Here is an 11552-nt window from a genome sequence, read left to right on the forward strand (position 1 = left end):
CGCTCCGTTCACGCGAACGTCGACGGTCGGCGACTCAACTGCAAACCGTCGGCGCCGCGTACAGATTTCTACAAGACTTGCCCGCCACATTGGACCCGATACGGACGGCGATGCGCCGGGTCAGCGCACCGTCTCGACCGCGCGCATTCTTCGAGAGTTCATGCCCTATTCCGGCTTTCCGCCCGTCCTCGTCGTCGATGATGTTCCGATGATCATCGAGGTCGTACGCGCCGTGCTCGGCCAGCTCGGCTTTCGCGACATCGATACGGCGGCCGATGGCACGGCCGCACTCGAACGGTTGCGCCAGCGGCGCTACGGCTTGGTGCTGTCCGACTGGAACATGCTGCCGATGACCGGGTACGAGCTGTTGCGCCGCGTGCGCACCGATCCGGCTCTGCGCGAGACGCCGTTCGTGATGATGACGACGCAGGCGCAAGCCGATTGCTTCCCGGCAGCACGCCGGGCCGGCGTGAACGCCTGTCTGATCAAACCGTTCGCGCCCTCGAAGCTGCGTGAGACGATCATCGCGGTGTGCGGCAACGTGCGGCCGGATGGTGCCGTCTAGGCGCGCCGATCTGCGGCTCCGCACGAGCCTCATCTCAACCTTCATCGACTGTCTGCCCCCAAGGATCCCGGCAGCGCCCCGGCTCAACCCGAACGCCGATGGAGCAGCGTGGCCCCCTCCCCCGGAATTGTGCGGCCTTGTCGGCGTCGTCGCGTGAGGGCCCGTCTCTTCGACCTGCGAGTGCGGGGCTTCTGCGTTCAGACCATCGATCGACCGATGGCGGCCTGCATCAGTGCGTCCACCCGCCCCTCGTTCAGCCGCTCGGCCACGTAGGCCAGCCCCGCCTCTCCGCAGGCTCTGTTCAATTTCTCGTCGCCGTGTACCGCCGCGATCGCGTGCGCCAACCCCGCCGGTGTATCCGACACCAATCCCGCAAGCGGTTCAGGCAGACCCAGCCCCTCGGCAGCGGCCGGCGTGCACACGCACGGCACCCCCGCAGCAAGGCTGTCGAGCACCTTGCCCTTCACCCCCGCCCCGTAGGCCAGCGGCGCCACCGTCAGCCGCACCCGGTCGAACACGGACGCGAGCTCCGGCACATGTCCGACCGCTTCGACCCCGGGTCGCACCGCGGCCAAGGCCCGCACGCTGTCGGACATGCCGCTGCCGACCATCAGGCACGGGATCCGCGGGTCGAGCGTCGCCACCGCGGGCATTACGGCCTCGATCAGGAACAGGGCCGCATCGACGTTGGGCCGGTGCCGGTAGCTACCGATGAAGGCCAGCCCACGCCGCTCCGCGAACGGTACGGCGGTCGGGCGCGATGTCACCGCCCAGGGTACGACGTGCACCCGCTCAGCGGGAACACGCCGGCGCAGCAGCGCTGCCTCGACCGCAGAGTGCGTGATCACCGCATCCGCGGCCTCAGCGGCCGTCAATTCCAGAAAGCGCAGGTGCCCGGCATAGGCTGCCAGATCGACGCGGCCCTCGACCTCGGCCTGTCGGGCGGTACGCAGGTGGTGCAGGTCGGCGACGCTGTAGACCAGTCGCGCGCCGCGCTGCGTATCGCGCGCGAGCTGGCTATAGCGCCCGGCGGTGTCGATCCGGTGCAGGTACACCAGCGCGAAGGCGCCGGCGTTCCTGCGCAGCACCTCTTCGACCGTGGCGTACCACGGATGCAGGCAACAGGTGATGCCCTCAGCCTCGAGAGCCGCACCATCGGCCCAAAGATCTGTCGGCACGAAGGTGACGGCATACCCAAGCCGCCGCAGCGAGCGCATGTGCGACAGGATCGCGTTCGAGCCCGCGTCGCGCTCGGCCGAGGGCATCACGCTATCGATGACCAGGGCCCGGGGCCGGGACTGTCGCTCGGTCCCCTCGCCGTGCGGCTCGGCGCGAGCCCGGCGCAGCCGCTGCGTCGGGTCGAGCAGGAAGGCCAAGCGTCGATCCAACTCGGTTTCATCGACAGGCTCGGCCAGCGCGCATGCCAGCCGTTCCTGAAGGTCCTCATCGAACACTGCGACCGGATCGAGGGATCTGGGCGAGCCAGGCAGCATGGCGCCATCGCCCTCACGGCGCACCGCGATCGTGCAGCGGGCGAGCGCGGGCAGCGCGCCGGCGGGAAACGCGAAATCGAAGCCATACCGCCCGTGGCCGATGCCTGCGCGCACGAGATCCTCGCGGGGCCGGTCGGCGAGGCAGCGGCCCACCACCCGGCCATCGACCGAGACGAACACGCTCACGGGGGTGTCGGGAGCGGCGGTGTCCTGCGCCCAACCGATCATCTGCAGGCGCGAGAGCCGGTCGAGGTGTCCGCGCAGCGCCATCAATCGTCCTCAGAGCTGCGCGGGATCGGATCGACTCAGGCGGCTGCGGCGATCGCGGCCTGGATCCGCAGCCTACCGGTCACCGCACCGTCGGTCGACCGACGGACCTCGACCGTGTGGACGGCCTCGGGTGCCCGCGGCAGCTTCAGGTCGAAGGCGTGGCAGCCGTAGCCGATGCCGGCGGCCTTCAGGTCGGCGCGAGGGCGCGGCACCCGCACCGTTCATGCCCAAACATCAGCCGGGGCGAAACGGAAGGATGACTGGCGGATCACGTCCAGCGTTTTGCAGGTACCTGCTTCGTGCGGCCGCAGGCGCGGCTGAACTTCAGCGTATGGCCCGCCCACGACCGCTTCGACGAATGGTCACGGCGTGGCTTCTGTCGCTACCGCGACGCGCCCGCGCAGATCCGTGGACAAGCAGGAAAACATTCGGGCCTCCTTCTTTGAAAGCCACGCGTCGAATTATTGGCGCCCTACCCGTTGAGATCTCGAACACCTCAACACGGTCGGACCCCGCTTCCGCTGCGGTTGCGATCCCGGATGATGCTTGCAGGATTCGGTGCAGCACACGAAGGGTGAAGACGGCTCCTCGACCAGAAAATCGGGACGTGGTGGAGCCCCCCAATCCCGCGCACCCAAATTGGGTGCGCTTTGCGAAGGTCGGCCGTAACCTTGCTGTGTCCCGGAAGGGGACGTCGAGAGCTATAAGATGTCGATCGTCGCACCGAACGAACCGCCCACCGCTTTTACACCGGACGCCTGGGCCCTGGCGATCATACGCAACCGGGACGTGAAGAGATCAGCCGAGCATGTCGCCTGGTTGCTTTCGTCGGATGTCGCCTTCTCGACGGAGGGGTGCACAGCTGATGACGCAGATATCGGCGCTCGGCTCTGTCTGGCTCCCAATAGCATCAAGAACGCGCTTCTTATTCTGCGCGTGCACGGCTTCATCACGTGGTCGCGCTGCAAAGTCGACGGCGCTCGCGTTCGTACGATCCGCCCCGCTTTTCCCCAATCGGAAACCGGTCTTGCTGGGACCAAGCCTCTGGATGGCGCTCCGGCCCCGATAGCTGTCGCCGCGCCTTCGCCTGTCGGGGACACGCCTCGGCGTCGACCTCGTCGATCCGATACGGCCGTCTGCCCGATGCCTGAACAGCTATCGGCTCAGACGGACGTGCCCGCCTCGCCTGATCACATCGCCCAGGAAATCGCCTGCACTCTCGCGGATTGCACCCAGAATGGATGCGATGCCGACCCGTCCCCCGGGGAACCTGAACCGAACGAAGATGCCGCCGACAGCACGATCGAATACGACATCTTGCGTGCGTTTCCTGATCCGCCGTCGTCGAACGGCACCCACGATGGGTGCGATGCCGGGGTGGTTCCGCAAATGGCCACCCTGCGTGGATCGAGGAAGCGCTACGACCGAAGCGTTCCTCTCTGGGTGCAAGCCACCGATGTCCAGCATGCCCGCGCCGCGTTCCATGCCGAGCGCCTGCCCTGGGATCCTCGTTGCGAGCACGATAGCTGCAGGTCGCCGTGGATCGCCTCGATCTGCGCTGAATCCGGGGCCGTATTCTGCGCCCAGCATACCGGGTACGCGGACCTTCCGGTTGCGCTAGCGCGATTTGGTCTCGATCGGCGGCGGTAGCCGAGCGTTTTTCGTCAACCTCTGCCAGCCTCGTCCAAGGCGGATCTGAAACGACCGCCATTGCTGGCAGCCGTTACTGCCAGTCGCAGTAACGTGGGGGATGACCAAAATGATCGGTGAAAACCAGACCCGTACGCCGGAGACGGAACGGGATTTTCTCAAACGTGCCGATAATCTCGCGAGGACGGCGGCGGTGGAGCTCGGACTGCCAGGCGAGTACACTCCGTTCGATAAAGTCGTCGAATGGTTTCAAGGTTCGGATTTCAGATGGAAACCGTCGACGATCCGGGTGTATCGAGCCGCCATCCGTTGTGCTTTGGAGAATGCCTGCAAAAACCCGGATGCCTACGAGGGGGCAGGCGCGGCTTTGGCACGATTGAACGCCGAACCGGCGCGTCCCATGCCTGCCAAGGGCGCGAAACGCAGAACGAGTGCGCGGAAGCGGAAGTCGGCCAGCATCGCCGAGATGAGGGAGATCTCTAATGTGTTGCTGCAATCGCAGCACCGGTATGCTCGTCTAGCCAGCCACATGCTTTGTCTCGGTACCGAACTCGGCTTGCGTCCGACTGAATGGTCGACCGCCCGCCTGGAGGGAACCACTCTGGTGGTGACGAACGCCAAGGCCACCAATTCGCGTGCGAACGGCGAGGTCCGCCACCTCGAGTTGAGCGATCTCACGCCCAATCACGCCACCATGGTCAAAGAGCTGCTCGCGATGATCGAGGCGGCTCTGGAGACCAGCACTTGGGTCAAGATCGCCGCGGGCATCCGGCATTTGTGCTCGTGGGCATCCGCGAAAGCAGCCATTGCGGTGCCGTCGTTGCGGGGGGCGAAGATCAGCCCCTATACGACCCGCCACATCGCCGCTGCACGCGCCAAGGTTGTGATGGATGAGGCCGGCGTCGCCGCGTTTCTCGGACACAACTCGACGCGAACCGCTCAATCCCACTACGCCCGCAAGCGCACAGCGACGGGTTGGGCGCCTACGAGGGTCGGAGTCGATCCCTCTCAAGTTAAGACGGTCCGGCGGACGTACCGGGCAAGGGGCGAGAAGCTCACATCCACCTCACCCAAGCCGCCCAAGATCTGACGCGAGCGACACCGGCCCGGACAGATCGATGCCATAGCAGCCTTGCGAATTTCAAGCTCAGGGCGAAGCGATCCTCCCAGTCTCTCCCCGGATCTCGCAGACCGGCCATCGATCTGGCGCCGCGACGCTTCCTACGAGCGTCGCGGCGCCAGATCTCTTTTCGCTGGCAGCTCATACAAGTCGCTACGGCTGTTGGCCGGCTCCGAGCGGATCGGGTGGTCTGCGAGCCGAAGCGATGGGCGATCCCGGACCCAGGCGTCCGCAGCCGTACTCGATCGCGGACACAGGGATGCAGACGTCCTGCGCGAAGCGGTGCAGGACCATGCGCTGGAGGCCCCAGCTGACCCGGACGCGGTTCCGGTTCTCTCCAGGCCGCGAGATGGGGTAACTTCGTTGGCGTCCGTTCCCTAGCGTTCGCGCCATGCCTTGGCGATTTGATCCGAGAGCGGTTTGATCAGGTAGCTCAGCGCCGAGCGCTCGCCGCTTTGGATATAGGCGTCCGCCGGCATCCCGGGGACGAGCCGCACCCCGCCCAGGCGTGCCAGATCGGCCGCGGTGAGGGCGATGCGTACCGTGTAGAAGCTCGCGCCTGTCTTGGCATCCTGGCTGATATCGGCGGAAACGCGGGTGAGCTCGCCGTCGATCTCCGGGGTTGTACGCGCGTTGAAAGCGGGAAAGCGAACCAAGACCCGCTGACCGAGATGGACGCTGTCGATGTCATGCGGCTGGATGCGGGCTTCGACCAGCAGCCGATCGGCGTCGGGAACGATCAACATGGCGGGCTCGCTCGGCGTCACCAAGCCGCCGACCGTATGGACACTCATCTGGTGTACGGTTCCGTCCTGCGGTGCCCGCAGCTCGATGCGTTTGAGCAGATCCTCGGCGGCGACGCGCTTCTCGACGAGTTCCGACCATTTCGCCCGGATCTCGCCCAGATCCTTGCCGACCTCGGTACGCATGTCGCCGTCGATCTGTAGGATCTGCAACTCGGTCTCGGCGATCCGCCCGCGGGCCGACGCGGTGGAGGCCGTGAGCTGGCCCCGCTCCCCTTCCAAGCGTGTCGCGTCCCGTTCAAGCGCCGTGACGCGCGACAGGGGGACGAGATTCTTTGCGTAGAGGTTGCGAACGCCTGCAAGCTCGTCTTTGATAAGCGCGATCTCACGCGTCTTGGCGGCAGCCTGCTCGATCAGCCCAGCGATCTCTTCCTGGAGCTGATTGACGCGCTCCCGCATCTGAGCGCGTTGCCCTTCGCGGCCAGCCAAGCGGGCCTTGTACAACCGCGTCTCACCCTCGAGTAGATGGGCTACATCAGGTTCGCTCGCCGCCCGCGCGCCGCTGCCGGGCGGGATGGCGAGCGACGGCGCGCCGTCGCGTTCGGCTTCGTCGCGCGCCCGACGCACCGTGAGCTCGTCCAACGCCTTGAGCACGATATCCAGGTTGGCGCGTGTCTGCGTTTCGTCGAGGCGCACGAGCACGTCGCCGGCCTTCACGTGCGAGCCGTCCTGGACATAGAGCGCGCCGACGACCCCACCGGTCGGGTGCTGGACCTTCTTCACATCCGTTTCGACCACCACTTGGCCCGGCGCGATCACCGCGCCGGCGATCTGAGTGACGGAAGCCCAGCCGCCGATCCCGAGGACGAGAGCCAGCGACAGACCGATGCCGAGGAGAAGATGGGCCCGGATCGAGCGGGCGGTGACGTCGACCGGTTCGGGTGGTGCCCCGAGATGGATGTCGGGTGCGAGGATGGATCCCAAGCTCATCAAGCGACCTCCCGGAGCGGCGTTGTCTCGTCGGGAGCCGGACCCTGATGCAGGACGCGCGCGAGCACTTGATCCTTGGGCCCGAACGCCCGTACGCGTCCGTCGGCTACCGCGAGCACCATGTCGACGCCGGCCAGCGCCGAGGGGCGATGGGCGACGACGATGCAGATTCCGCCGCGCAGGCGCACCCCGAGGATGGCCCGGGTCAGCGCGAGCTCTCCCTCGGCGTCGAGATTGGCGTTGGGTTCGTCGAGGACCACCAGAAACGGGTCGCGGTAGAGCGCCCGCGCCAAGCCGATGCGCTGGCGTTGTCCGGCCGACAGACCCGCCCCCCCCTCCCCGAGCGCGGTATCGTAGCCGCGCGGGAGGCGTAGGATCAGATCGTGGACACCGCCTGCACGCGCGGCAGCGACCACCGCCTCTGGCGACGCATCCGGCTCGAACCGGGCGATGTTCTCGGCGATCGTACCTGCAAACAACGCGATCTCCTGAGAGAGATAGCCGAGGTGCTGCCCGAGGCTTGCGCTCGTCCATTGATCCAGACTCGCACCGTCGAGCCGGACGGCTCCGCGCATCGGCGGCCAGACGCCGACGAGGGCCCGTGCCAGCGACGACTTGCCGGACGCGGACGGACCGATGATGCCCAAGCCCTGTCCCGCCCCCACCGAAAAGGTCGCGCCCTGGATCACACAGCGCCCGTTTCCGGGCAGTACGAGGCTCACGTCCTCGACGGACAGGCTGGCCGCTGGGGCGGGCAGACGGTGCGGAAGAGCCTCCGGGGGAACGCGGGCCAATCCGGCGGCGAGCCGTCCCCAGGCTTGCCGAGCCGCGACGAAGCCCTTCCAGTTGGCGATCGTGAGTTCTGCCGGGGCCAGCGCTCGTGAAACGAGGATCGAGGCGGCGACGATGATCCCGCCGGTCGCCTCTCCGCGGATGACGAGCCAAGCGCCGATCGCCAGAACGCCCGATTGCAAGGCCGTGCGAAGCGTCCGTGCGACGTTGCTGAGGAGGCCGGTCGTATCGGAGGTCGCCAGCACCGTATCGCCGTAACCCCTATTGGCGGAGCACCACCGGACTATGAGACGCTCCCGCATTCCGAGCGCGGCCACAGCTTCGGCGTTTCTCCGCGCGGCTTCGGCGAGTCCGAGGCGGGTGGCACCGTGCGCGGTCGAGGCCCGGAGAGGATCGCGGGTCGCGTGCTCCGACAGCACGGCGATGGCGGCGAGCGCCGCACTCATCGCCAGCGCTGCAGCGCCGATCAGGGGATGGAACAGGAAACAGATGGCGAGGTACACCGGTATCCACGGGAGATCGAACAGGGCGCCGGGACCCGATCCGCTCAGGAAGGCGCGCAGCGTATCGAGATCGCGCAGCGGCAGGAGGCCTTCCCCGAGCGTCGACGCGTCCGCTGGGGCCGCGCCCGGCGGTGACCTGAGGGGCGCGCGGAGAATGAGTTCGAGGATGCGCCGCCCCAGAGCTTGATCGAGCAACGCACCGGTACGAGCCAGGATGCGGCCGCGCAGGATCTCCAACCCGCCCTGGAACGCATAGAGGAGCAAGGCGAGCGCGATCAGACCAACCAGTGTCGGCAGCGAACGGCTCGGCAGCACCCGATCGTAGACTTCCAACATGAAGAAGGAGCCGGTCAGCATGAGCAGATTGATGAGACCGCTCAGCAGCGCGACGCCGAGGAAGCCCGCGCGACAGCGCCTGAGCGCTCCGGAGACTTCACAGGCGACATGCGATTTAGACACCGGCCCACCTCGAAATTCGGCCCGCCGACGACCCTCGTCGACCCGTTCCGGTGGTGGGTAACAAAGATCAAGGGACTATTAACCGTGTTGTGAAAATCTCGGTTCAGGGACGAAATAGGGTCCTATCTCGATGAACCGGCTCCATGTTCCGTATTCCATTCCCACGAGCGACGGCGTTGCTCACCGTCTTCGCCCTCACCGCGTTCCTCGGTAACAAGGTCGGGTGGTGCGCGAGTGCCATCGAGCGCGCAGGGCTCACGGAGGCAAATCGAGCCGCCCAGGCGCGGATGGATGCGTTCCAGGCGCGCCAGCAGGTTTCCGCCGAGCGAATCATCCGCTCGATCTGCATCGGTTGCCTGCCCGTCGTTCACGTCACCATTCCACGGACGGTCGATCGGTCGGGTGCCGGGGGCGGCACAGAGGCTGCGACGGCGACATCCGATGCCGCCAAGCCTCGCAAGCATCCTCGACAGATGGTCGCCGGCTCACAGCATCGGCGCATCGGACTGCGGTCCCTGCAACGGATCCTGCTCGCCGGCCTGATCGTCCCGGACGAGGACTAAGGCGATCGTGCGCGTCGGATGATCCTCGCCCATCCAGGCGAATGATCACTCCGCCTGGGCCAAACGATCCCATATCATCGACGGTGCCAGGGATGCCGCAACGACTCTTTTCCAAAGTTCGCCTCTGGTCGGGCGGAGGACCCGGGATCCGGCGGATGTCGCCGCTGCTCGCCGCGCTGGCGGTGACGTTCGCCGTACTTGGAGCACGCGCCGCCTATCCGACCCCGTTTCTCCGGTTGCAGGCGCTGGCCTTCGACACGCTCCAGAGGGGAGCCGGTCGCCCGCTCTCCGATGGCGGCCGGGACGACGTCGTCGTGATCGACATCGATGACGCGTCGCTGGCTCAGATCGGTCAATGGCCGTGGCCGCGCGATACCGTGGCGGAACTGATCGAGGTCCTGCAGGACAGCGACGCCCGTGCGATCGGGCTCGACATCGTCTTCTCGGAGGCCGATCGCACATCCCCCCGTCGCCTCGCGGCGGACTGGACCTCCCGGCTCGGTCTCGCCGTGGTGCGGTCCGACGGCGCGACCGGTCGACCGCTGCCGGACAACGACGACGTTCTGGCCCGTGTGTTCGCCCGCGGTCGCGTCGTCGCCGGCTTCGGTCTGATCCGGGACCCGAACGGAGCCGGGCGACCGAAGGCAGGTGGCCTCCTCCGTCAGGACGCGGCCCAACTCGAGGCGCTCCCGCCGTATCGCGGCGCGATCCGGAACCTGCCGGCGCTCGAGCAGGCGGCCGCCGACCAGGGGAGCTTCATGGTCGCCGGGGAGACCGACGAGATCATCCGGCGCATGCCGCTCGTCCTCAAGCTGGAGGATGCGCCGATACCCTCGCTGGTGTTGTCCGTCCTTCGCCTCGCCCATGCGCAATCGCCCCTGGTCCTATTGAGGGGCGTGCGATCCGCCGGCATGAGCGGTGCGATCGTCGGTTATGATCTCGAGTTCGCGGGCCGAAGGATCCCGTTGGAAGCCGACGGCTCGATGCGACTACGCTTTTCCGAGCGGGGCGAGCGCTCGACCGTGTCGGCCGCGCAGGTCCTTGCAGCGAAGCACGACCCGGAAAAGCGGGAGGCGCTGCGCCAACGGATCGCCGGACGGATCGTCCTCGTCGGGGCGAGCGCCCTGGGTCTGGTCGATCGGCGTGCGACGCCGTTCGACGGCTTCGAACCGGGGGTAAACATCCACGCGGGTGCCATCGAGCAGATCCTGCGCGGAGACATCCTGGTTCGTCCGTACTGGGCGGGGTCGGTCGAGACGTTCCTCGCGGTCGCGATCGCCGTGGCGGCGGCGACCCTCGTCGCGGTCGCGCGCCTGCGCTGGTCCGTCGGCCTCCTCACCGCAGTTGTCCTGGGAGCGGCCAGCTTCGCGTGGGTCGCGTATCGATGCGGTGTGCTCGTCGATGCCAGCCTCATGCTGGGTTTGCCCCCCCTGGCCTTCGTGACCGCCGCCCTGACCCGTCACTACGTCGCGGAGCGCGAGGCGCGCGCGTTGCGGACGGCCTTCAAGCAATACTTGTCCCCCGACCTCGTAGAGACCCTGGCGCGCGACCCCTCCGGGCTACGACTGGGTGGGGAGGAGCGGGAGATGACGTTCCTGTTCACCGACGTCGAAGGGTTCACGAGCTTTACCGAGCGCTCCGAGCCGTCCGAACTGGTGGGAGCCCTGAACGCGTATCTCGACGGTGTGTGTGCCGTCGCCTTTCGTCACGGTGGCACGATCGACAAGATCGTGGGCGACGCCGTCCACGTGATGTTCAACGCGCCGCTCGATCAACCCGACCACGCGTCCCGGGCGGTCGCGTGCGCCCTCGAGATCGATGCGTTCGCGCGCGGCTTCGCGGCGCAGCACACGAGCGGCTTCGGCGTGACGCGGATCGGCGTGAACACCGGCCCGGCGGTAGTGGGCAACTTCGGGGGCGCTCGCCGCTTCGACTACACGGCCCATGGTGATGCCATCAATACGGCGGCACGGCTGGAAGCGATCAACAAGCGCTTCGGCACGTCGATCTGCGTCTCTCAAGCGACCGTCGAGCGAACCGGTGAGGTCACCGGCCTGCGCTTCCGCGCGGTCGGCGGGATCATCCTGAAGGGCAAGGCTGCGGCGACCGAGATCTATACCGTGGTCGTCCCAACCGCTGCGAATACCGCCCATTTCGATCGGTACGATGCTGCGTTCGAGGCGCTCGCACGCCGGGATCCCGGTGCATCCGACCAGATGCGCCGAGTTCACGCCGACGATCCCCAGGATCCGTTGGCGGCGTTCCACGCCGGCCGGTTGGACGCCGGCGACAGCGACTTGGTCCTGAACCGAGCGGCTTGAATCGAGCCGAAATCCCGAAGACCCGCCTCGAGATTCGCCTGCACCGTCACCGGATCCTTAAGCAGCGCGAGGCAGAGTGCCAT

Annotated in this window: 9 protein-coding genes; 5 read left to right on the plus strand and 4 right to left on the minus strand. The window is 67.0% G+C overall.

The window, feature by feature from the left end; all coding sequences use genetic code 11:
- Nucleotides 1-160 precede the first annotated feature (160 nt).
- Nucleotides 161-565 (plus strand): response regulator, encoded by a 405-nt coding sequence (locus tag AO398_RS26855; protein ID WP_058195317.1) that lies wholly within the window; start codon nt 161-163, stop codon nt 563-565.
- A 197-nt stretch (nt 566-762) separates the two neighbouring features.
- On the opposite strand, the gene AO398_RS26860 is transcribed toward AO398_RS26855, so the two are convergent.
- Both AO398_RS26860 and AO398_RS28900 read right to left on the minus strand, forming a co-directional pair.
- Nucleotides 763-2328 carry a glycosyltransferase gene (locus AO398_RS26860; protein WP_058195319.1) on the minus strand — a complete coding sequence of 522 codons (1566 nt, stop codon included), beginning with the start codon at nt 2326-2328 and terminating at the stop codon, nt 763-765.
- Between the two features lie 35 nt (nt 2329-2363).
- Entirely contained in the window at nt 2364-2540 is a 177-nt protein-coding gene (locus AO398_RS28900; protein WP_160329365.1) for a hypothetical protein, read from the minus strand.
- A 496-nt stretch (nt 2541-3036) separates the two neighbouring features.
- Here AO398_RS28900 and AO398_RS28685 point away from each other — a divergent pair, with 496 nt between their 5' ends.
- Together AO398_RS28685 and AO398_RS26865 are read left to right on the plus strand one after the other, a co-directional pair.
- Nucleotides 3037-3978, plus strand: coding sequence for a hypothetical protein (locus AO398_RS28685; protein ID WP_152997677.1), 942 nt, complete (start codon nt 3037-3039; stop codon nt 3976-3978).
- Between the two features lie 109 nt (nt 3979-4087).
- On the plus strand, nt 4088-5068 hold the full coding sequence (locus tag AO398_RS26865; protein WP_152997678.1) for a hypothetical protein: 981 nt from the start codon (nt 4088-4090) through the stop codon (nt 5066-5068).
- Nucleotides 5069-5475: 407 nt separating this feature from the next.
- Here the strand turns inward: AO398_RS26865 and AO398_RS26870 are convergent, their stop codons facing one another.
- Both AO398_RS26870 and AO398_RS26875 read right to left on the minus strand, forming a co-directional pair.
- A complete protein-coding gene (locus tag AO398_RS26870; protein ID WP_152997679.1) occupies nt 5476-6831 on the minus strand; it encodes an HlyD family type I secretion periplasmic adaptor subunit in 1356 nt (451 codons plus the stop codon).
- Complete coding sequence (locus AO398_RS26875) at nt 6831-8585, minus strand: type I secretion system permease/ATPase (RefSeq protein ID WP_058195323.1); 1755 nt, start codon at nt 8583-8585, stop codon at nt 6831-6833. The genes AO398_RS26870 and AO398_RS26875 overlap by 1 nt, the downstream gene beginning before the upstream one ends.
- A 176-nt stretch (nt 8586-8761) precedes the next feature.
- Here AO398_RS26875 and AO398_RS28905 point away from each other — a divergent pair, with 176 nt between their 5' ends.
- Nucleotides 8762-9148, plus strand: coding sequence for a hypothetical protein (locus tag AO398_RS28905; RefSeq protein WP_058195325.1), 387 nt, complete (start codon nt 8762-8764; stop codon nt 9146-9148).
- Nucleotides 9149-9303: 155 nt separating this feature from the next.
- Nucleotides 9304-11469, plus strand: a complete 2166-nt coding sequence (locus AO398_RS26885; RefSeq protein ID WP_058195327.1) for an adenylate/guanylate cyclase domain-containing protein — start codon at nt 9304-9306, stop codon at nt 11467-11469.
- The last annotated feature ends 83 nt before the right edge of the window (nt 11470-11552 follow it).

Origin of the sequence: Methylobacterium sp. GXS13, assembly GCF_001455965.1 — a bacterium.
GTDB lineage: Bacteria > Pseudomonadota > Alphaproteobacteria > Rhizobiales > Beijerinckiaceae > Methylobacterium.

Excerpts from the sequence above, each read along its gene's own strand:
- AO398_RS26855 (WP_058195317.1), top strand. The coding sequence starts at position 161 with ATGCCCTATTCCGGCTTTCCGCCCGTCCTCGTCGTCGATGATGTTCCG.
- AO398_RS26860 (WP_058195319.1), bottom strand. The coding sequence starts at position 2,328 with ATGGCGCTGCGCGGACACCTCGACCGGCTCTCGCGCCTGCAGATGATC.
- AO398_RS28685 (WP_152997677.1), top strand. The coding sequence starts at position 3,037 with ATGTCGATCGTCGCACCGAACGAACCGCCCACCGCTTTTACACCGGAC.
- AO398_RS26865 (WP_152997678.1), top strand. The coding sequence starts at position 4,088 with ATGATCGGTGAAAACCAGACCCGTACGCCGGAGACGGAACGGGATTTT.
- AO398_RS26870 (WP_152997679.1), bottom strand. The coding sequence starts at position 6,831 with ATGAGCTTGGGATCCATCCTCGCACCCGACATCCATCTCGGGGCACCA.
- AO398_RS26885 (WP_058195327.1), top strand. The coding sequence starts at position 9,304 with ATGTCGCCGCTGCTCGCCGCGCTGGCGGTGACGTTCGCCGTACTTGGA.